The following is a 21,142-nucleotide window of genomic DNA, read 5'->3' as shown; positions in this document are numbered from 1 at the left end:
GGAATAGCTCTGCCTGGACGCCAACTGGCGACATCTCGGCGCGAGGACCAGGGTGCCGACCTGCAACGACGTTCAAAGGAGCCTGCAGGGGGCGCATAGGCTCCTGAAAAACCTCCAGAACCATCAGGTGCGCAATACGGCTTGCCGAACTCGACGTACTGCCCTGCGTCTCGCTCCCCGGTACCCTCCGTTCAGGAAACGATTCAGCACGGATCGCTGCTCGCAGTCGACGGGGCGAGGCCCAGGACAGCGCTCGGCGCTCCCTCTGCCAACAGCCGTTTACCTGCTCCAGCTACCGCTTCGACCATGGTCGGTAAAGTCAACATCGGGCAGCTCAAAGGTCTTGTTTTGCGCAAGCCAGTCTGAGACCATCCATCGCTGTCAGGTGAGGCTGTCTCTACAAAGCGGCTCACCTGTCGAGAACCTGGAGTACATCAGGGCCAGCTTTCGCGGCATGGGTTTCTCCTCGTTTCAAAACTGTCGTCCTTTGGACAACAACGTCATCTTATTCAAGGAGAAATCCATGTCTACTCGCCAAACTGGCACCGTCAAGTGGTTCAACGACGAGAAAGGCTTCGGCTTCATCACCCCCCAGAGCGGTCCGGACGTGTTCGTTCACTACCGTTCCATTCAGGGTAACGGCTTCAAGAGCCTGCAAGAAGGCCAGGCTGTTTCCTTCCTGGTCGTGCAAGGCCAGAAAGGCCTGCAGGCCGATGAGGTGCAGGTGATCTAATCACCCGCCTTCTCGAAAAAGCCCAACCCCGGTTGGGCTTTTTTTTGCGCGAACGTTGGCCCCTGCCAGCTTTCGCTATCGCCACTTAGGGATGAGGTGCGTTTCATGAAGACTCTCGCTGCCCTGCTCTGCCTGCTTCTGCTCGCCGGTTGCGCCGCCTTTCCCGGTGACGAACTCTCTTCCCAGCCATTCCGCACGTCCCTGAGCGCGCCACCACAGCGGCCCAATGTGCTGGTGGAATTCAATTTCTATCGTGGCACTGTCGAGGACGCCAAGGAGGCGACGTCGATCGCCGTCGCCCGTGAAGGCCTGAAGCCCCGGCTGCGCGAGATCCTGGCAGGCTCCGGACTGTTCGACCGCATCACCCTGGTGCCGGAACCCGGCAGACCCGACGACGCCCTGCTGCGCCTCAAGCTCTACAACAGCACCTCCTACGCCGCCGCCATCGCCAGTGGCCTGATCACCGGCGCCACCTTCTTTCTCGTCCCGGGAACCGCCAGGGACGACTATGTGCTGACCGCCGAATGGATCGCGCCGGGAAGCGGACCGTCCACCCGCGTGCGCAACGCCAGCTCGGTGCGCACCTGGATGGGGGTGTGGTTCCTGCCCCTGGCCGCCAGCCATCAGGCCGGGACCGCCATCGAGGAATCCTTCGCCCGCCAGGTCAACGAAGCCCTGCGCCAGCTGCAGAACGCCGGCGTGTTCGCTGACCACTCCTCGCCCCAGGGGAACGGCGAAACGTCTGCGCCGGTCACACCTTGACCGGCAATCACGTAGACGAGGATCCCATGGCCGAAGAAAAGCGCAAAGCCGACGAACGCGAACTGCCCAAGGACGAAAAGCCCCTGCGCACCGAGCACGCCAAGACCGACGACGGGCGCGATCCGCCTTCGCCTAACAGTCCGGACCGTACCAAGGACGCCACCGGCTACAACTGATCCCGCCTTTCCGGAAACGACTGCTGCGGCGGTCGTTTCTTTATCCGCGCCCTGCCCCTTGGGGTTGGCTCGCCCCTCCCTCCTTACTGCATAATGCCCACACTCCGACGTCTATCGGCCCCTTTTTCTCTTCAACTAGGCCGATACCCTGCCAAGGTGTGTGTCCCGATGCGAAAGACCTTCCGATCTCTGGGCCTGCTGCTGAGCTGCTGCGCCCTGGGCTTTTCCCTGCCCGTCAATGCCGATACCTCCTACCTGCCGCCGCGAATCGAAAAGGCGATGCAGACCAACAAGATTCCCGGCAGCGACCTGTCGCTGGTGATGCTGCCCCTCGATGGCCCGGGCGAGAACGACTACTACAATGCCGACGTCTCGGTGAATCCGGCTTCGACCATGAAGCTGATCACCACCTTTGCCGCCCTGGAACTGCTGGGTCCCACCTATCAGTGGAAGACCGAGTTCTATACCGACGGCACGCTCAAGGACGGCATCCTCAACGGCAATCTCTACCTCAAGGGTGGCGGCGATCCCAAGCTGAACATGGAGCGGCTGTGGCTGCTCATGCGTGATCTGCGCGCCAATGGCGTGCTGGAAGTCACCGGTGACCTGGTGCTGGATCGCGGTCGCTTCGTGAAACCCAATCTGCCGGCCTTCAACGACGATGGCGAAGACGAGAACAAGACCTTCCTGGTCGGTCCGGACTCGCTGCTGGTCAATCTCAAGTCGGTGCGCATGGTGGTCCGCTCGGCCGATGGCCGGGTCAGCGTCTCCATGGATCCGCCGCTGACCAACGTCAACATCGACAACCAGATGCGCGCCACCGGCAAGAGCGGTTGCCCGGCCTGGCCCGAAGTGCGCTTCAATCCGGTGCCTCAGGCCGATGGCAGTACCAGCCTCATCGTCAGCGGCCAGTTGCCGGACGGCTGCAACGCCCAGAGCTATCTGTCGCTGCTCGATCACCCGGCCTATACCGCCGGCGCGGTCCGGGCCATCTGGCAGGAACTGGGTGGCAGCATCAAGGGCCGTACCCGCGAGGGCAGCGTGCCGCGCAATGCCGAGCTGCTCGCCCGGGCCTTCTCGCCCGATGTGGTGGAGATCATTCGCGACATCAACAAGTACAGCAACAACACCATGGCCCAGCAGCTGTTCCTCTCCATCGGGGCGCAATTCCGCACCTCGGCGGATGCCGACGACAGCAAGGCGGCGCTGCGAGTCATCCGTTCGTGGCTGGCGCGCAAGGGCATCAACGCCAGTCACCTGATCATGGAGAACGGCTCCGGCCTGTCCCGGACCGAGCGGGTCAGTGCCCGGGAGATGGCGGAGATCCTGCGCGCCGCCTGGCAGAGTCCCTATGGCCCGGAGTTCATCTCTTCACTGCCGCTGGCCGGCATGGACGGCACCCTGCGCAAGCGCATGAAGAATTCACCGCTGACCGGCCAGGCCCACATGAAGACCGGCACCCTGAACAATGTACGGGCCCTGGCGGGCTTCGTCCGGGACGCCAACGCGCGCAACTGGGTGGTGGTCGCCATTCTCAACAGCAGCCGCCCCTGGGGAGCTTCGTCGATCCTGGACGAGGTGGTGCTGGACCTCTATCAGCGCAGCCGCCAGGATGGCGCGGTCGCCAACTGACGCGCAAAACAAAACCGGCGTCTGCTTGCACAGACGCCGGTTTTGTTTACCACACTCGGCAAGGCAGGCCGGAAAGCCGACGTTACCGCGCTGCACCGCATTGGGCAAGAACTTTGTCCCACGCACCCTTGTGGGGCATTTTCAGGCCTTTGACGGGCTAGATCATGCCGAGCAAGAGCAGTACCAGCAGGACGACCAGGATGGCGCCCACGATACCGGACGGGCCATAGCCCCAGCTGCGCGAATGCGGGAATACCGGAAGTCCGCCGATGAGCAGGACCAGCAGCACCAGAACCAGGATGGTCGAGAGAGTCATCTGCCATTCTCCATGGAGGCCAGGGGTCGACCGTCGCCGTAACAGCTTGATACGAAGCAACGGGCCTATTCCATGGACCCGCGCCAGCGACGGAAAATCCCGACGTCGTCAGGTAACTCCGGCTGCCCATGCCAAGTCGGTGTTTTCACGCCCAAAAGAAAGCCCGGATCAGAGATCCGGGCTTGGTCTTGTCGCAGATATCTGTCAGTGCGAGACGGCGCCGCTGGCACCCAGACCGGTCTGGGATCTGACGAACTGCGGATAGAAGCGCGCACGCTCTTCTTCGCCAGCCGCCGACTTGTCGGTGATGGAGAAGAACCAGATACCGATGAAGGCCACGGCAATGGAGAACAGCGCCGGGTATTCATAGGGGTAGATCGGCTTGGCATGACCGAGGATGGTCACCCAGATGGTCGGGCCGAGCACCATCAGGGCCACTGCGGTGATCAGGCCGAGCCAGCCACCGATCATGGCGCCACGAGTGGTCAGCCGCTTCCAGTACATCGAAAGCAGCAGGATGGGGAAGTTGCAGCTGGCGGCGATGGAGAACGCCAGGCCCACCATGAAGGCGATGTTCTGCTTCTCGAAGAGGATGCCAAGGGCGATGGCGACGACGCCCAGCGCCACGGTGGTCATCTTGGAGACGCGGATCTCGTCCTTCTCGTTGGCCTTGCCCTGCTTGATCACGCTGGCGTAGAGGTCATGGGAGACCGCCGAAGCACCGGCCAGGGTCAGACCGGCGACCACCGCCAGGATGGTGGCAAAGGCCACCGCCGAGATGAAGCCCAGGAAGATGCTGCCACCCACGGCGTTGGCCAGGTGTACCGCGGCCATGTTGTTGCCACCCAGCAGGGCGCCGGCGGCGTCCTTGAAGGCCGGGTTGGTGCTGACCAGCAGGATGGCGCCAAAGCCGATGATGAAGGTCAGGATGTAGAAATAACCGATGAAGCCGGTAGCGTAGAACACGCTCTTGCGGGCTTCCTTGGCGTCACTGACGGTGAAGAAGCGCATCAGGATGTGCGGCAGGCCGGCGGTGCCGAACATCAGCGCCAGACCCAGGGAGAAGGCCGAGATCGGATCCTTCACCAGACCGCCGGGACTCATGATGGCTTCGCCCTTCGGATGCACGGCGATGGCTTCGGCGAACAGGCGGTTGAAGTCGAAGCCGACGTGCTTCATCACCATGAAGGCCATGAAACTGGCACCGGAGAGCAGCAGCACCGCCTTGATGATCTGTACCCAGGTGGTGGCCAGCATGCCGCCGAAGAGCACATAGAGCACCATCAGGATACCCACCAGCACCACGGCGATGCTGTAGTCCAGGCCGAACAGCAGCTGGATCAGCTTGCCGGCACCGACCATCTGGGCGATCAGGTAGAGGGCGACCACCACCAGCGACCCGCAGGCGGACAGGGTACGGATGTCCTTCTGCTTGAGGCGATAGGAGGCCACGTCGGCGAAGGTGTACTTGCCCAGGTTGCGCAGGCGCTCGGCGATCAGGAACAGGATGATCGGCCAGCCCACCAGGAAGCCGATGGAGTAGATCAGGCCGTCGTAGCCGGAGGTGAACACCAGGGCGGAAATGCCCAGGAAGGAGGCGGCCGACATGTAGTCACCGGCGATCGCCAGGCCGTTCTGGAAACCGGTGATGCGTCCACCGGCGGCGTAGTAGTCCGCGGCAGAGCGATTGCGTTTCGAGGCCCAGTAAGTGATGCCCAGGGTGGCCCCGACGAAGGCCACGAACATCAGGATGGCGGAGACGTTCAGGGGTTGGCGCTGGACCGCGCCGCTGATGGCATCGGCGGCCCAGAGCGAAGGCGAGAGGGCCAGCAGCGCGGCGGTCAGGGAAAGACGTTTCATGGCTGCACCTCCCGGAGGATTTCCGCGTTGAGCCGATCGAATTCGCCATTGGCCCGGCGTACATAGATACCGGTCAGGACGAAGGCCGAAAGGATCAGACCGACGCCCAGGGGAATGCCCCAGGTCATGGCGGTCTCCGCATGGATACGGGTGCCGAGGACCTTGGGGGCGAAGGCGATCAGGAGGATGAAGGCGGAATAGAGTCCGAGCATGATGGCCGAAAGCGTCCAGGCGAATCGCCCGCGTTTCGCCACCAGCTCCTGGAAACGCGGACTGGCTTCAATCCGCCGGTAGGTGCTGTCATTCATTATTGTTGTTCCTTACAGCATGACGGGAGCGTCGAGCTCTACTCTAGGCCCGCCCGGTAAGGCTTCCAGACGACTTTAGTCGTACCCCTCCAGACCTCAGTAATCCCAGAGGCGACGCCAGCCCTGCAACGGGTGGTGACCCTCGCCATCGAGCACTGAAACGCTCGCTGTCATCCCCGCACTGAGGTGGATATCCGCCGGTACGTCGAGCAGTTCGATGCGCACCGGAATGCGCTGCGCCAGGCGTACCCAGTTGAAGGTCGGCTCGACGTTGGCCAGCAACTGGGCATCATTGGCCGCATTGCGATCGGTGATGCCGCTGCTGATGCTCGCCACCCGTCCCTGCAGCGGCGCTGCCTGGTTCATCAGGCGCACCCGTACCGCAGCGCCGGGGTGGATATGGGGGATCTTGGTTTCCTCGAAATAGGCCATGACGTAGAAGGAACGGGTATCCACCAGCGCCATCACCGCCTGGCCGGTCTGCACATAGTTGCCCTCGGCGAATCTGAGGTTGGTGATCCGCCCCTCCCGCGGCGCCAGCACCCGGCTGCGATCCAGGTTGATCTGGGCCAGGTTCACGTCGCTCAGGGCTTCCTGGTACTGGCTGCGGGCGACGGCGACATTGACCTGGGCGGTCTCGCGGTCCTCCGCGCTGATGGCACTGGTACCCAGGCGTTGGCGCCGGGCCGCCTCGCTTTCGCGCAGACGCAGTTGCTGCTGGCGCGTATCGGCCACCGCCTTGGCATGGTCGAGATTGGCCTGATAGCGCTGCTGGTCGATCTGCAGGAGCAGATCGCCGCGCTTTACCAGCTGGTTGTCCACCACTGCCAGGCGCGTCACCCAGCCCGACACGTCGGGCGCCACCACCACCACGTCCGCCCGTACCCGCGCATCGCGGGTCCAGGGGGTGTAGAGATAGAAATGCCACAGCCAGGTGCCGGCCAGGATGGCGAGCAGTACCACGCTCAGGGTTATCGCCACACGCAGGGTCTTGTGCATCGCCTTGGGGATCCTCTTGTCAGGGGGCTCAGGTGGCCAGGACGGCGACGAGGCCGGCCAGCCAGAGCACGAACAGCGCACAGCCGAACAGGGCGCTGTGCCACAGATGGCGGCCGAGGCCGCTGCGCTGCAGCAGCCACAGCGACAGCGCCGTCAGCAGCAGCGCCAGGACGCCATAGACGAACAGCGGCCCCAGATAGACCCCGCCGATGGCCCATTCATGCAGATTCATCCGCGCCCTCCTCCGCTACCGCTTTCAGACAACAGCCACGCCAGGTCTGCTGGAGCTGGCCGATGGCGCCGCGCGCCAGGCGATGCGGCTCATCGTCGGGGGCCTGGCCCAGCGCCACGCGCAGGCGCTGGGCCGCCGTGTCCAGCGCGTCCGGCTGCAGGTCATCGAAGCCGACCGCCAGTTGCTCGGCGAAGCGCCCGAGAAAGGCATCCCGCGCCCGTGCCACTTCGCCCCGGGCACCTGCCAGGCAGGCGCGCAGGTGCAGCAGCTCGTTGCCCAGATCGAGCGCCAGCAGGCCCCGCTCCCAGCGGCCGCGTTCGCTGGCCGACAACTGCTCGATATGCCGCGCCAGCAGCAGCAGGCGATCCGCCATCCGCCCGCCGAACCAGGTCTCGGCATTGGCCAGGGGGACCGTGGTCAGCCGCTGCAGGTCGTGGGTGGTGGCCTCGAGGATCCGGCGACTGGTGCGCCGCGGCGTGCGCAGACTGATCAGCCGGAACATGAGCACGGCCGAACCGACGCCGATCAGCAGACTCTGCAGCTGGTTGAGCAAGGCACCCATCTCCACCTGGCCGTGGTTGTTGGGCGAGACCAGCACCAGCAGATGGATGGCGAAGGCCGTCGCTGTCCCCACCACGCTGGGAGGCCCGGCCATCCCCAGGGCGGCAAAAAACAGCGGCACCCCCAGCACCAGGCACAGCAGCGGATAGCCGCTGATCTGCGGCAGCAGCACCTGGCTGATCAGGATGGCGACCGGCGCCGCATAGAGAATGCCCCGCAGGAAACCGAGGCCGATGGCGGCGGCGTTGTCGCGATTGGCGAACAGGCTGCAGATGACGCCGGCCATCAGCATGGCGCCTGGCGCGGACGGCCAGGCACTGGCCAGCCAGAACACCCCCACGGCCAGCAACGCACAGGCGCTGCGCAGGCCATAGAGCAGCGCCGTTTGGACATCGCGATGGCGGGCTAGCGCCGAGGGCGCCACGGCGCTGAGCCGGGCCGTATGGACGCTGTCCAGAGCGCGACCGGCGAGCAGGATCTTGTCCAGCAGGATGGCGAAACGGGCCAGCAGGTAGCGCTGGTCGTTGTCGAGTTGCGGCGAGGTGCCGGCAGCCTCTCGCAGACGCTGCAGGAGGGCTTCCAGGGCCGGAGCCTGGGGGTCGGCCAGGGTCGTAAGCAGTTCGTCGCGCCAGGGCTGCAGGACGGCCCTCCGCGGCTCGTCCAGGCCACGCCACTGGCGCATGGCGCCGCGAGCGGTCCGCAACAGGCTGAGCAGGTCCCGCGACAGCAGCCGCAACGCCCTGGCGCGCTGCCGGCCGCGCTGGCCTTCGAACCAGGCGTGATCGCGCTGGGCATCCACCGCCACCACCTGACCGAGCATGGCCAGCAGTCCCTGGGTTGCATCCTGGGCCTCGGCCAGCTCCGCCCGGGCGGCAGCCACGCCCTGTTCCCAGGTGCGGCGTGCCTGGACAGCTAGATTCTGCTCCACCCGTTGCGGCCAGAACAGCGCACTCACCGCCGAGGCCACGACGATACCCAGGCAGATCTCGGTACAGCGGGCCACCGCCTGGTCGAACACCGTCAGCGGATGGGCGATGGCGGGCAGGCCGATGATGGCGACCGTATAGCCGGCCAGCACGAAGCCATAGGCGACGTGATTGCGCAGCAGGGTCGAGGCCGCCGTGCACAGCGCCATCCAGCCGGCCAGCGCGAGCAGGAACAGCCAGGGCGTCTGGGCGAAGAAGCCCATCAGCACCACCGCCATGCAGGTGCCGACGAGGGTGCCGAGCAGGCGGAACAATCCCTTGGCCAGCACCATGCCGGACAGCGGCTGGGAGACGATCATCACTGTCATGCAGGCCCAGACCGGTTGTTCGAGACTGAAGCGAAAGGCCAGCCAGAGCGCCAGTCCGGCGGCGAACAGGGTCTTGCCGGCAAAGAGGAGCGCCGTCGGCGTGGGAGCGAGAAAGACCGTCCAGGGTAGACGCACGTCGGCTCTTGGATTGCGGGGGATCCAGCATAGGCCGCGCGGCCCAGGCGAAGTTCCAGCGGTTATGCCGGACGAAAAAAAGGCGACCCGGGGTCGCCTGAAGTGCCTTGCGTGCTCGAGCGACGACGCTCCGTCGTCACCACTCCCTGCAGACTAGCCGAGTTGCAGCCGCCGCTCTTGATCGAGATCAAGGTTTGCCGGGTTTTGTCCGGTCATGCCAAGCAGGCGGTCGATCAGGGCGCAATCGGATTCGCGCCGCACCTGGGCGAACAGGGCCGCAGCCTCGGGATAGCTGCGCGTCAGCATGCCAAGCCACTGCTTGAGGCGTCCCGGGGCATAGCGCGGTGCCAGCTTGCGTTGCGCCATGCTCCAGAAGCGCTGCACCCGCGGCAGGATCTCGGCCCAGCTCTGCGGGACGGCTTCTTCTCCGCGTACGGCAGCGGCGATCTGCAGCGCCAGGTCCGGTCGCGAGACCAGACCGCGCCCCAGCATCACCGAGGCCTGGCCGCTGACGCTGCGACAGCGCCAGTAGTCGTCCAGGGTCCAGATCTCGCCATTGGCCAGCACCGGCACGGACACCCGGTCAGCCACCCGCGCCACCCACTCCCAGTGCGCCGGCGGACGATAACCCTCGACCTTGGTCCGCGCATGGACCACCAGTTGCGCCGCGCCCCCCTCCGCCAGCGCCTCGGCGCAGGCCAGGGCGCCGTTCGGGCTGTCATAGCCCAGGCGCATCTTGGCGGTGACCGGAATGTGCGCCGGAACGGCCTGGCGCACGCTCTCGACAATGCGGTTGAGCAGCTCCGGCTCCTTGAGCAGCACCGCTCCGCCGCGGGACTTGTTGACGGTCTTGGCCGGGCAGCCGAAGTTGAGATCGATCACTGGCGCGCCCAGGGTGCAGGCAAAGGCCGCGTTGTCCGCCAGGCAGGCCGGATCCGAGCCCAGCAGTTGCACCCGCATGGGCGTACCGGATGGCGTGCGCGCGCCCTCCTCCAGCTCCGGTGCCAGCTTGGCGAAGGCCGCCGCCGGCAGCAGCCGATCACAGACGCGGATGAATTCGCTCACGCACCAGTCGAGTCCACCCACCTCGGTCAGCAGTTCGCGCAGGATGTCGTCGACGAGACCCTCCATGGGCGCCAGGGCGATCTCCATGCTCAGAGGTCCTCGCCAGGGAGCGCCTGGCCATAGCCAACCAGGAATTCGGGTGGCATGCGCCTGGGCTTGCCGGAAGACAGCTCGATGCAGACGAAGGTCGTCCGGGCGCGCAGCAGGGTCACGCCATCGGCGGGCCGCTGCAACTGGAATTGCCGGGTCATGCGCAGACGGCGATCCCAGTCCACCAGCCAGGTGCCCAGCACCAGCTCATCGTCCCGATAGCCACTGCTGAGGTAGTCGATCTCGTGGCGTACCACGGCCATGGCGCGATCCAGGCGCTGGAAGGTGGCCAGATCCAGACCCAGGGCCGCCGAGTGCTGCCAGGCGCACTGTTCGAGCCAGCTGACGTAGACGGCGTTGTTGGCATGGCCCAGGCCGTCGATGTGCTCGGCGCCGATGCGCAGCGGCAGGAGATGGGGAGTCGGTCTGTCCCACTGCATGAAGAGACCCTCTCGCGGGCAAGGTCGGAAGACGGGAAGCCGGACCGGATACGAACCTGGCCAGGTCATCGGTCGCGGATACTGGCACGAATCCACGGACAATAAAAAAGGGCCTGCATCGCTGCAGGCCCTTCTTCATGTTTGGCGCACTCGGGAGGATTCGAACCTCCGACCGCTCGGTTCGTAGCCGAGTACTCTATCCAGCTGAGCTACGAGTGCGTTTCGGTGAGTTTAACCAGGACACCGCTGGTACTGCTGAAGCCAGAGGCTTCGTCGATTTGGCGCACTCGGGAGGATTCGAACCTCCGACCGCTCGGTTCGTAGCCGAGTACTCTATCCAGCTGAGCTACGAGTGCGTTGAAGCTGCGTATTCTAGCTTCCGTTTCTGACGTGTCAAGCAAATTTGCTTGTTTATCAGGTACTTACCAATCGGTCAGTACAGCGGAGCCAGTTTGAAGCAAATGGCGGTGAGGGAGGGATTCGAACCCTCGACACCCTTTTGAGGTGTACTCCCTTAGCAGGGGAGCGCCTTCGGCCACTCGGCCACCTCACCGCAACGGGGCGAAACTATATCGAAGGTTTGCCCGTTTGCAAAGAGAAAAATTCAAAAAAAATCAGTGGTTTGGTTCTTGGTCCTTTTCCTTCTGGATGCGCTGATAGATTTCCTCGCGATGAACCGCGACTTCTTTGGGTGCATTGACGCCGATACGGACCTGGTTGCCCTTGACTCCCAGTACCGTCACGGTGACTTCATCACCCACCATCAGGGTCTCACCAACCCGACGAGTCAAAATAAGCATTCCATTCTCCTTAAGCTTTTAACTCAGTCTGCACGTATGAACCGAAACGATCCCTGAATGGACGTTCTAGTCGCTATTGACCTCTGTCCATGCAAGTAAAGTTCCGTAGAACCCGCGTCAGATGAGGTCCCTGTGGCAGGGACCTCATCTGACCGGTCACTCGGCGCCGCGTGCGGGGGCGTCGAGCTCGAAAGCGGTATGCAGGGCACGGACGGCCAGTTCGAGGTATTTCTCCTCGATGACCACCGATACCTTGATCTCGGAGGTGGAGATCATCTGGATGTTGATGCTCTCCTTGGCGAGGGCTTCGAACATCTGGCTGGCCACACCGGCATGGGATCTCATGCCCACGCCAACGATGGAGACCTTGGCGATCTTGGTGTCGCCGACGGACTCCCGGGCACCGATCTCGACGCCGGTGCGCTTGAGGATCTCCAGGGCCGCCTGGTAGTCGTTGCGGTGCACGGTGAAGGTGAAGTCGGTGGTGTTATCGTGCGCGACGTTCTGCACGATCATGTCGACTTCGATGTTGGCCGCACTGATCGGGCCGAGGATCTTGAAGGCCACGCCGGGGGTATCCGGCACACCGCGAATGGTCAGCTTGGCTTCGTCACGGTTGAAGGCGATGCCGGAGATGATCGGCTGTTCCATGGATTCCTCTTCATCAAGGGTAATGAGGGTGCCCGGACCCTCCTGAAAGCTGTGCAGCACGCGCAGCGGCACGTTGTACTTGCCGGCGAATTCCACCGAGCGGATCTGCAGCACCTTGGAGCCGAGGCTGGCCATTTCCAGCATTTCCTCGAAGGTGATCTTGTCCAGGCGCTGGGCCTGGGGCACCACGCGCGGATCGGTGGTGTAGACGCCGTCGACGTCGGTGTAGATCTGGCACTCATCGGCCTTCAGCGCGGCCGCCAGGGCCACGCCGGTGGTGTCGGAGCCACCACGGCCCAGGGTGGTGATGTTGCCCTGCTCGTCGACACCCTGGAAGCCGGCCACGACCACTACCTTGCGCGCCTTGAGGTCGGCGCGGATGCGGGCGTCGTCGATCTGCTGGATGCGTGCCTTGGTGTGCGCGCTGTCGGTAAGGATGCGCACCTGGCTGCCCGTGTAGGAAACCGCCTGGACGCCGCGCTTGAGCAGCGCCATGGTCAGCAAGCCGATGGTGACCTGCTCGCCGGTGGAAACCATGACATCCAGCTCGCGCGGATCGGGTTGCTCCATGATTTGCTTGGCGAGGCCGATCAGGCGATTGGTCTCGCCGCTCATGGCCGACACCACCACCACGATCTGGTCGCCCGCCTCATGGAAGCGTTTCACCTTGTCGGCGACCTGCTCGATACGCTCCACCGTACCCACCGAGGTACCGCCGAATTTCTGTACGATCAATGCCATTGCTTGCTGCCCGTCCGCAGAAAAATCTGATTCAAGTTGTTGAGGGAGGAAGCGGGCCGCCCTCCCCGGCGACCCGAGCCCGCTCATAATCTGCTGCGCGTCGGCCAAACGGCGTTGGAATTGCTTTCGGAATGCTCATTTACCATTCGTAAATTCGAACGCGAGTCCGATCCGCTTCCTCAAGCACTTCCGCCTTGTTTGGCTCTAGCTCGCGAGATTATGGCTCCTATAGGCTTTCCTCGGCGTACTGGCCGGCACAGGCCAGGGCCGCTTCGAGCTGGCTGGCATCGGTACCGCCGCCCTGGGCCATGTCCGGACGACCGCCGCCCTTGCCACCGACCACGGCCGCGGCGCGCTTCATCAGCTCGCCGGCCTTGAGCCTGGCGGTCAGGTCGGCGGTGACGCCGGCCACCAGCACCACCTTGCCGTCGGCTTCGCCACCCAGCAGGATCATGCCGCTGCCGAGCTTGTTCTTGAGCTGGTCGACCAGCGCCAGCAGCGCCTTGCCGTCGAGACCGTCGAGGCGCGCGGTGAGCACCTTGGCGCCCTTGACGTCCTGCGCCTGGTCCAGCAGGTCACCGGCCGAGGCACTGGCGGCCTTGGCCTTGAGCTGCTCGATTTCCTTTTCCAGCTGGCGATTGCGCTCGACCAGCGCGGCCAGCTTGTCCAGCACGTTGTCGCGACTGCCCTTGAGCAGGCTGGCGGCTTCGCGCAGCTGCTCCTCGGCGCCGTTGAGGTAGGCCAGGGCCGCGGTGCCGGTGATGGCTTCCACGCGGCGCACGCCGGAGGCCACGCCGCCTTCGCTGACCAGCTTGAGCAAGCCGATGTCGCCGGTCTGGGCCACATGGGTGCCACCGCACAGCTCGACGGAGAACTCACCGCCCATGCCGACCACGCGCACCACGTCGCCGTACTTCTCGCCGAACAGCGCCATGGCGCCGCGGGCCTTGGCTTCGTCGATGGCCATGACCTCGGTGGTCACCGCGCTGTTCTTGCGGATCTCTTCGTTGACGATGGTCTCGATGCGCTTGAGCTCCTCGGGCTTGATGGCCTCGAAGTGGCTGAAGTCGAATCTCAGGCGCTGGTCGTTGACCAGGGAGCCCTTCTGATGGACATGATCGCCCAGCACCTGGCGCAGCGCGGCGTGCAGCAGGTGGGTACCGGAGTGGTTCAGGGCGATGCCCTGGCGGCGGCTGGCGTCGACCTGGGCCATGAGCGCGGTGCCGACGTTGAGGCTGCCCCTGGTCACCACGCCATGGTGCAGGAAGGCACCCTGGGTCTTGGTGGTGTCGCGCACGGCAAAGCCGACACCGGCGCTTTCCAGGGTACCGGTATCACCGACCTGGCCACCGGATTCACCGTAGAACGGCGTCTGGTCGAGGATGACCACGCCCTCCTCGCCTTCGGCCAGGCTGTCCACCGGCTGACCGGCACGGTACAGGGCGACGATGGTGCCCGAGGCGCTGGTGGTGTCGTAGCCGAGGAAGCGGGTTTCGCCCTCGACCTTGACCAGGCTGTTGTAATCCACGCCAAAGGCGCTGGCGGAGCGGGCGCGCTCGCGCTGGGCTTCCATCTCGCGCTCGAAACCGGCCTCGTCGAGGTTGAGGTTGCGCTCGCGGGCGATGTCGTTGGTCAGGTCGACCGGGAAGCCGTAGGTGTCATAGAGCTTGAACACCACGTCACCGGGGATGGTGTCGCCCTGCAGTTGCGCCAGATCCTGCTCAAGGATCTTCAGACCCTGCTCCAGGGTCTTGGCGAACTGCTCTTCCTCGGTGCGCAGCACGCGCTCGATGTGCGCCTGCTGCTGGATCAACTCGGGATAGGCCTGGCCCATTTCGGCCACCAGGGCGGCGACGATCCTGTGGAAGAAGGTGCCCTTGGCGCCCAGCTTGTTGCCATGACGGCAGGCGCGACGAATGATGCGCCGCAGCACGTAGCCGCGGCCTTCATTGGACGGCAGCACGCCGTCGGCGATCAGGAAGCTGCAGGAGCGGATGTGGTCGGCCACCACCTTGAGCGACGGGGCATCGTCATTGGCGCAGCCGATGGCCTCGGCCGAAGCCGCCAGGAGTTGCTGGAACAGGTCGATCTCGTAGTTCGAATGCACGTGCTGCAGCACCGCGCTGACCCGCTCCAGGCCCATGCCGGTGTCGACGCTGGGCGCCGGCAGCGGATGCAGGACGCCATCGGCGGTGCGGTTGAACTGCATGAAGACGTTGTTCCAGATCTCGATGTAGCGATCGCCGTCTTCTCCCGGGGAGCCGGGCGGGCCACCCCAGATCTCGGCGCCATGGTCGAAGAAGATTTCGGTGCAGGGGCCGCAGGGACCGGTGTCGCCCATGGTCCAGAAGTTGTCCGAGGCATAGGGCGCGCCCTTGTTGTCGCCGATGCGCACCATCTGCGCCTCGGGCACCCCGACTTCCTTGGTCCAGATGTCGTAGGCCTCGTCATCGGTGGCATAGACGGTGACCCAGAGCTTTTCCCGGGGCAGACCCAGCCACTGGGGCGAGGTGAGGAATTCCCAGGCGAAGGTGATGGCGTCGCGCTTGAAATAGTCGCCGAAGCTGAAGTTGCCCAGCATCTCGAAGAAGGTGTGGTGACGCGCCGTGTAGCCGACGTTCTCCAGGTCGTTGTGCTTGCCGCCCGCGCGCACGCACTTCTGGCTGGTGGCGGCGCGGGTGTAGCTGCGCTTTTCCATGCCGAGGAAGCAGTCCTTGAACTGATTCATCCCGGCGTTGGTGAACAGCAGGGTCGGATCGTTCGCGGGGATCAGCGAACTGGAGGCGACCCGGGTGTGCCCCTTCTCTTCGAAGAAGCGGAGGAAGGCTTCGCGGATTTCGGCGCTTTTCATATTCATTCCAGACAATGGGCTTTTCGACGCGCGTGACGGGCATCCGACTGGATCGCAGACGAGACGAACGGAGCGGGCGCCGCAGACGCGGCACGTGCGGAAAACGGACACGCATGTCTGGGAGTATATCGACGCCCGCGCCCCGGTGTCGCCCCGGTTGCGCAGGAAAAACGTCGTCGGAAGACTTAGCGGCGGCGGTAGGCGGAGAAGGCGGCGATAACCGCCTCGATATCGGCGGCGCTGACGTCCAGATGGGTGACCAGCCGCAGGCGTGCTGCCGGACTGATGCGGATGCCACGCTCGGCCAGGAAGGCATGCAGCGCGGGCGCCTCGTCGCCCAGGGCGAGATAGACCATGTTGGTCTGCACCGGCTCCACCTGATAGCCAAGCTCGGCCAGGGCAGTGCCGAGTTGCGCCGCGTGGGCGTGGTCCTCGGCCAGCCGCTCGACCTGGTGATCGAGGACATGCAGGCCGGCGGCCGCGAGGATGCCGGCCTGCCGCATGCCACCGCCCACCACCTTGCGCCAGCGCCGCGCCTTGGCAATGAGCGCGGCCTCGCCGCAGAGCACCGAACCCACCGGGGCGCCGAGGCCCTTGGACAGGCAGACCGACACCGAGTCGAAATGCTGGCTGATCTCGCGCACCGGTACGCCGAGCTTGACCGCGGCGTTGTACAGCCGCGCGCCATCCAGGTGCAGGGCCAGGCCGTGCTCCCGGGTGAAGGCCCGCGCCGCCGCCAGATAGGCCAGTGGCAGGACCTTGCCGTGCATGGTGTTTTCCAGCGCCAGCAGCCGGGTGCGGGCGAAATGGAAGTCATCGGCCTTGATGTAGCTGCGCACCAGGTCGAGGTCGAGACTGCCGTCGGCGGCCATCTCGATGGGCTGCGGCTGGATGGAGCCGAGCACGGCGGCGCCGCCGCCCTCGTACTTGTAGGTATGGGCCTGCTGGCCGACCAGGTATTCGTCGCCCCGCTCGCAGTGCGCCAGCAGGCCGAGCAGGTTGCTCATGGTGCCGCTGGGCACGAAGAGTCCGGCGTCCAGACCGAGATCGCCTGCCAGACGTTGTTCCAGGCGGGTGACCGTGGGGTCTTCGCCGTAGACGTCATCGCCGAGTTCGGCGGCCAGCATGGCCTGGCGCATGGCCGGCGTGGGCTGGGTGACGGTGTCGCTGCGCAGATCGATCAAGCGTTAGCTCCTTATGCCGGGACCACGATGAGTCCGGCCCGCAGGCCGACGGCGACCTTGGGATTGGGGAAGATGATGCGCGCCTCGGCCTCGTCGACGATCCAGCGCTCGCTGCCGTCTTCGGCCAGCAGCGAACCCTGGCGCAGCGGCGAGAAGTTGGCCACGTCGTCGGCCAGGTGCAACTGGAAGCGTGGACTGGACTTGTACACCTGACGCGCCACGCGGAATCTCAGCAGCGCGGAATCCGGTGGCGGCAACTCGGCTTCGCGGCCTTCGACCAGGGCTTCCAGCAGCAGGCGCAGGCGACTCAGGTCGAGTTCGCTGTTCTCGCCGAAGGGCCGTGCCTGGCCCAGTTCCAGGGTCAGGGCCTCGGCCTGGCATTCGGCGTAGGTGTAGGCGCTGAAGGTGATGCCCGGCTTGTCGTAGAGCAGCACGGCCTCGATGCCGGCGGCTTCGAGGCGCTGCAGCTCGGCTTCCGAATGCTCGCGCCCGGCGCTCCAGGGATAGAGGGCGAAGCGCGGCAGCGCCGAGGCGCGCAGTGCGGTGTGCAGGTCGTAGTGCAGGCGCGCCCGATCGGGCTTGCTGAAGAACTGCGCGGACAGGCGTTCCAGGTCGTTGGCGCGTTGCGCCTCGGAGCCCTCGGCCTGGGCGTGGCGGCCATTGAAGAGGCGATTCAGATCCTGCTCGACATAGCGGGTGCCCCGGCGCATGGCGTCGGGATTGCCGTACATGAACAGCAGACGGCAGGCGGGACGCAGGGCGCCGCTGGCGATGCCGCTGAGCAACGCGTCGAGCAGCTCCATGGGCGCCGTCTCGTTGCCATGGATACCTGCGGAGAGCAGCAGGTCCATGCGGTTGTCGCGCGCCACCGGCGGGGTGACTTCCAGCACGCCTTCGGTCAGCCAGTGGAGACGGGTGCCGTCGGCAGTCAGTTGAATCTTCTCGGTCGGCTCGCGGCCGGCTAGGGTCAGGTCCAGCAGGCGGCCAAGCGCCAACCGATAACGTTCAGATGCAGGCATGCTCTACTCCGCTGAGCGACGTGTCGGGGCTAGTGTGGCGCTTCAGAAGTTGTCTACACAATTTTGGCGGCGCTTTTTGTCCCCAAGCGACGTTGCCCGGAGACAAAAATCACTCGCCAATTCTTGCGCGAACTTCCGGAACACCACACTAGATACTCAATGATCGTGGCCGCAACCGCAATCGGCGTCATGCACGTGATTCTCATCGCCTTCGTCGGCGAAGGTCTCCAGGGCGATGGACAGGCCCAGGGCATTGAGAGCCTGGGGGCGCAGCACCAGGACCGGGGTCTGCTCCTCATCATCCTGGGAGTCGGCGAAGATGTTGAGACCGCCGCTGCCATCGGCTTCCAGCCAGAGGTCGCGACCGGCCAGGCGGATGGCCAGGCGCTGGACCTGCAGCGTCTGCTGCTCGTCCGCGGTGGGTTCGAGGATGAGATCGAGAAGGTGGCTCATGGGGGCTCCGGAGGTCAGGGCAATTGAAAGGGATAGACCGAGCCGAGGCCCAGCAACTGGGTCAACTCGTCGAGGGCGGTGCGGACCTCGCCCAGCAACTGGGGATCGGCGAGATCCGCAGGTGTCAGGCGGTCGCGGTAGTGGCGATCCACCCAGTCGAGCAGCTGGGCGTGCAGCGCCGGGGTAAAGCGCACCCCCGGATTCACCGCGGCCAGCTCGTCGGCGGTGAGCGCCACGCGCAGGCGCAGGCAGGCGGGGCCACCGCCGTTCTGCATGCTCTGCTTGAGATCGAAGACCTTGACCTCACCCAGCGGGCCTGCGCCGCCGACCTGGGCCTGCAGATAGTCCCAGACCAGCGGATTCTGTCGGCACTCGTCGGGCACCACCAGCAATGCGCCCTGCCCCGGTCGATCCAGCAGCTGGCTGTTGAACAGATAGGAGCGCACGGCGTCGCCGACGCTGATCTCGCTGCGCCGCACGCAGAGGCGCTGCAAGGTGGCGCCGCGTCGGGCGAGCTTGGCTTGCAATTCGTCGAGTACGTGGTCGCTGTCGAGGAAGGCATCCTCATGGTGGAACAGCACCTGGGCGTTGCCCACCGAGATGACGTCGTTGTGGAAGACGCCCTGGTCCACCACCGCCGGATTCTGCTGGGCGAACACCACGCCCTCCTCGCTCAGGCCATGCAGACGGGCGATGGCCTGGGAGGCTTCCAGGGTCTGCCGCGCCGGATAGCGATGGGGCTCGGGATAGCGCGGATCGAAGGCGCTGCGACCGAAGACGAAGAATTCCACGCCCGGGGCGCCGTGGTCGCGACTGAAGCGGGTGTGGTTGGCCGCGCCCTCGTCGCCGAACTGGGCCACCGAGGGCAGCGGCGCATGGTGCTGGAAATGCGCGGGATCGCGAAACATCGCCTGGAGGATACGCGCCGTGGTGCTGGGTTCGAGGCTGCGGTGGAACTTGCAGGCCAGGTTGGCCGGGGTGAAATGCACGCGGCCGTCGCGGGTGTCGGCGCTGGGGCTGACGGTGGCGGCATTGGCCGTCCACATGGCCGAGGCGGAACTGGCGGACAGCAGCAGCGGCAAGGCTTCGCGCGCCGCACCCTCCAGCACCTGGGCATCGCTGCCGGCGAACCCCAGGCGGCGCAGCGAGGCGATGTCGGGTCTTTCGTGAGGGGCCAGCACACCCTGCTCGAAACCCAGCTCCATCAGCGCCTGCATCTTGGCCAGGCCCTGGCGCGCGGCCTCGCGTGGATTCGAGCACTGCTGCTTGCTGGCCTGGGAGGCCACGTTGCCGTAGGACAGGCCGGCATAGTTGTGGGTCGGACCGACCAGGCCGTCGAAATTGACCTCCCGCGCGGCAGGGGCGAGTTGACTCATAGCTGTAGTCCTGGAGGCAGTTGGCTAGGCAGGGTCAGGGCGTCGCTTTCCAGCGAGGCGACCGGGAAGGCGCAGTAGTCCGCGGCGTAATAGGCGCTGGGTCGATGATTGCCCGAGGCACCGACGCCGCCGAAGGGGGCGGCACTGGCCGCCCCGGTCAGGGGCCGATTCCAGTTGACGATGCCGGCGCGCACCCCTTGCCAGAAGCGTTCGTAAAGGGCCGGATCGTCGGCCAGCAGGCCGGCCGCCAGGCCAAAGCGAGTGGCATTGGCAAGCGCCAGCGCCTCGTCGAAGTCGCCATAGCGCTGGACCTGCAACAGCGGCCCGAAGACCTCTTCATCGGGCAGGTCGGCGATCCCCGACACCTCGATGATCCCCGGCGTGAGCAGCGCTCGCTGGGGCTCCGGCTGCCGCAACTCCAGCAGTGCCCGGCCACCCTGCGCCAGGCGCTGGGCCTGGGTCTGCAGCAGGGCCTGGGCAGCGGCAAGAGAGATGACGGTGCCCATGAAGGGCGCCGGATCGGCGTCGAAGGGACCGGTGCTGAGCCCGGCACTGACACTCACCAGGCGCGCCAGCAGGGCATCGCCCCAGGCCCCTTCGGGTACGAGCAGGCGGCGGGCACAGGTGCAGCGCTGCCCGGCAGAGAGGAAGGCCGACTGGACGATGGTCACCACGGCGGCGTCCAGATCGGCCACCGGCGCCACCACCAGGGGATTGTTGCCGCCCATCTCCAGCGCCAGCAGTCGCTGCGGACGGTCCGCGTTGAGACGATGCAGCGCCGCGCCGGTGGCGCTGGAGCCAGTGAAGAGGATGCCGTCCAGGCCCGGATGCGCGGCCAGGGCCTCGCCGGTGGTCCGGCCGCCCTGCACGAGATTGAGCACCCCGGCCGGCAGCCCGGCGGCGATCCAGCATTCCAGGGTCAGGGCGGCGAAACGCGGCGTCAGCTCGCTGGGCTTGAATACCACCGTGTTGCCAGCCAGCAGCGCCGGGACGATATGGCCATTGGGCAGATGGCCGGGAAAATTGTAGGGACCGAAGACCGCCAGGACACCATGCGGTCGATGACGCGTGACGCTGCGGGCGTCCGCCACGCTGGCCGCGCGCTCGCCACCGCGGGCCGCTTCGGCCTGGGCCGAGATGGCCACCTTGGCGATCATGCTGCCGAGCTCGGTATCGGCCTCCCACAGCGGCTTGCCGGTTTCCTCGGCCAAGGCCCGGGTCAGCGCGGGACGACGTTGCTGCAGCGCCTGGGCGAACGCCTGCAGAATTTCCAGGCGCGCGGCCTGGCCGCGTCTTTCCCAGGCAGGAAAGGCCTGGCGCGCCGCGGCGATCGCCTGATCGACGTCCGCTGCATCCGCGGCGGCGCCCTGCCAGAGCGAGGTACCGGCGTAGGGATCGAGCGAGGTGAAGGTCTCGCCACGTCCGGGGCACCACTGACCAGCGATATAGAGGCTATCCATGGGG

At 65.5% G+C, this 21,142-nt stretch carries 20 protein-coding genes and 3 tRNA genes; 4 read left to right on the top strand and 19 right to left on the bottom strand.

Annotation, left to right across the window (positions count from 1 at the left end; translation table 11 throughout):
- The first annotated feature begins 523 nt into the window (after positions 1-523).
- The 4 genes from BGI51_RS15475 to dacB all read left to right on the top strand — a co-directional run bounded on the left by BGI51_RS15475 (position 524) and on the right by dacB (position 3,303).
- Positions 524-733, top strand: a complete 210-nt coding sequence (locus tag BGI51_RS15475; protein WP_007159089.1) for a cold-shock protein — start codon at positions 524-526, stop codon at positions 731-733.
- 105 nt (positions 734-838) lie between these two features.
- Positions 839-1,495, top strand: coding sequence for a hypothetical protein (locus tag BGI51_RS15470; RefSeq protein WP_187978887.1), 657 nt, complete (start codon positions 839-841; stop codon positions 1,493-1,495).
- Between the two features lie 26 nt (positions 1,496-1,521).
- Entirely contained in the window at positions 1,522-1,671 is a 150-nt protein-coding gene (locus tag BGI51_RS15465) for a hypothetical protein (protein ID WP_017639713.1), read from the top strand.
- Positions 1,672-1,839: 168 nt separating this feature from the next.
- Entirely contained in the window at positions 1,840-3,303 is a 1,464-nt protein-coding gene (gene dacB, locus BGI51_RS15460; RefSeq protein ID WP_133859540.1) for a D-alanyl-D-alanine carboxypeptidase/D-alanyl-D-alanine endopeptidase, read from the top strand.
- 157 nt (positions 3,304-3,460) lie between these two features.
- On the opposite strand, the gene BGI51_RS15455 is transcribed toward dacB, so the two are convergent.
- From BGI51_RS15455 to astD, 19 genes are all read right to left on the bottom strand, one after another.
- On the bottom strand, positions 3,461-3,619 hold the full coding sequence (locus BGI51_RS15455; RefSeq protein ID WP_007159093.1) for a DUF3309 family protein: 159 nt from the start codon (positions 3,617-3,619) through the stop codon (positions 3,461-3,463).
- A 204-nt stretch (positions 3,620-3,823) separates the two neighbouring features.
- Positions 3,824-5,479, bottom strand: a complete 1,656-nt coding sequence (locus BGI51_RS15450; protein WP_187978886.1) for a cation acetate symporter — start codon at positions 5,477-5,479, stop codon at positions 3,824-3,826.
- Positions 5,476-5,787, bottom strand: coding sequence for a DUF485 domain-containing protein (locus BGI51_RS15445; RefSeq protein ID WP_133859542.1), 312 nt, complete (start codon positions 5,785-5,787; stop codon positions 5,476-5,478). Before BGI51_RS15445 ends, BGI51_RS15450 begins: the two co-directional genes overlap by 4 nt.
- 96 nt (positions 5,788-5,883) lie before the next feature.
- Complete coding sequence (locus tag BGI51_RS15440) at positions 5,884-6,786, bottom strand: efflux RND transporter periplasmic adaptor subunit (protein ID WP_187978885.1); 903 nt, start codon at positions 6,784-6,786, stop codon at positions 5,884-5,886.
- Positions 6,787-6,814: 28 nt separating this feature from the next.
- Positions 6,815-7,018, bottom strand: coding sequence for a DUF1656 domain-containing protein (locus BGI51_RS15435; protein WP_042135685.1), 204 nt, complete (start codon positions 7,016-7,018; stop codon positions 6,815-6,817).
- The gene (locus BGI51_RS15430) at positions 7,005-9,008 is read right to left on the bottom strand and encodes an FUSC family protein (RefSeq protein WP_187978884.1); all 2,004 of its coding nucleotides are present in this window, start codon (positions 9,006-9,008) and stop codon (positions 7,005-7,007) included. The genes BGI51_RS15435 and BGI51_RS15430 overlap by 14 nt, the downstream gene beginning before the upstream one ends.
- Before the next feature lie 153 nt (positions 9,009-9,161).
- Positions 9,162-10,160: a tRNA dihydrouridine synthase gene (locus BGI51_RS15425; RefSeq protein WP_187978883.1), complete on the bottom strand. Its 999-nt coding sequence runs from the start codon at positions 10,158-10,160 to the stop codon at positions 9,162-9,164.
- Positions 10,161-10,162: 2 nt separating this feature from the next.
- The gene (locus BGI51_RS15420; protein WP_187978882.1) at positions 10,163-10,603 is read right to left on the bottom strand and encodes an acyl-CoA thioesterase; all 441 of its coding nucleotides are present in this window, start codon (positions 10,601-10,603) and stop codon (positions 10,163-10,165) included.
- 142 nt (positions 10,604-10,745) lie between these two features.
- Positions 10,746-10,822, bottom strand: a tRNA-Arg gene (locus BGI51_RS15415).
- 60 nt (positions 10,823-10,882) lie between these two features.
- Positions 10,883-10,959 (bottom strand) — tRNA-Arg (locus BGI51_RS15410).
- 106 nt (positions 10,960-11,065) lie between these two features.
- Positions 11,066-11,156 (bottom strand) — tRNA-Ser (locus BGI51_RS15405).
- 61 nt (positions 11,157-11,217) lie between these two features.
- A complete protein-coding gene (gene csrA / locus BGI51_RS15400) occupies positions 11,218-11,403 on the bottom strand; it encodes a carbon storage regulator CsrA (protein ID WP_007159101.1) in 186 nt (61 codons plus the stop codon).
- Between the two features lie 156 nt (positions 11,404-11,559).
- Entirely contained in the window at positions 11,560-12,795 is a 1,236-nt protein-coding gene (locus tag BGI51_RS15395; RefSeq protein ID WP_133859548.1) for an aspartate kinase, read from the bottom strand.
- A 226-nt stretch (positions 12,796-13,021) separates the two neighbouring features.
- A complete protein-coding gene (gene alaS / locus BGI51_RS15390) occupies positions 13,022-15,646 on the bottom strand; it encodes an alanine--tRNA ligase (protein WP_187978881.1) in 2,625 nt (874 codons plus the stop codon).
- A 185-nt stretch (positions 15,647-15,831) separates the two neighbouring features.
- On the bottom strand, positions 15,832-16,830 hold the full coding sequence (gene ltaE / locus BGI51_RS15385; protein ID WP_187978880.1) for a low-specificity L-threonine aldolase: 999 nt from the start codon (positions 16,828-16,830) through the stop codon (positions 15,832-15,834).
- An 11-nt stretch (positions 16,831-16,841) separates the two neighbouring features.
- Positions 16,842-17,849, bottom strand: a complete 1,008-nt coding sequence (gene astE / locus BGI51_RS15380) for a succinylglutamate desuccinylase (protein WP_187978879.1) — start codon at positions 17,847-17,849, stop codon at positions 16,842-16,844.
- A gap of 156 nt (positions 17,850-18,005) precedes the next feature.
- Positions 18,006-18,302, bottom strand: coding sequence for a GTPase (locus BGI51_RS15375; protein ID WP_133859552.1), 297 nt, complete (start codon positions 18,300-18,302; stop codon positions 18,006-18,008).
- A 14-nt stretch (positions 18,303-18,316) separates the two neighbouring features.
- Positions 18,317-19,678 carry an N-succinylarginine dihydrolase gene (gene astB, locus BGI51_RS15370; RefSeq protein WP_187978878.1) on the bottom strand — a complete coding sequence of 454 codons (1,362 nt, stop codon included), beginning with the start codon at positions 19,676-19,678 and terminating at the stop codon, positions 18,317-18,319.
- Positions 19,675-21,138: a succinylglutamate-semialdehyde dehydrogenase gene (gene astD, locus BGI51_RS15365; protein WP_187978877.1), complete on the bottom strand. Its 1,464-nt coding sequence runs from the start codon at positions 21,136-21,138 to the stop codon at positions 19,675-19,677. The genes astB and astD overlap by 4 nt, the downstream gene beginning before the upstream one ends.
- Positions 21,139-21,142 lie beyond the last annotated feature (4 nt).

Origin of the sequence: Pseudomonas oryzihabitans, assembly GCF_014522265.1 — a bacterium.
GTDB lineage: Bacteria > Pseudomonadota > Gammaproteobacteria > Pseudomonadales > Pseudomonadaceae > Chryseomonas > Chryseomonas aestiva.
The sequence above is the reverse complement of the archived record's forward strand: the minus strand, read 5'-3'. Positions and strand labels throughout refer to the sequence as shown.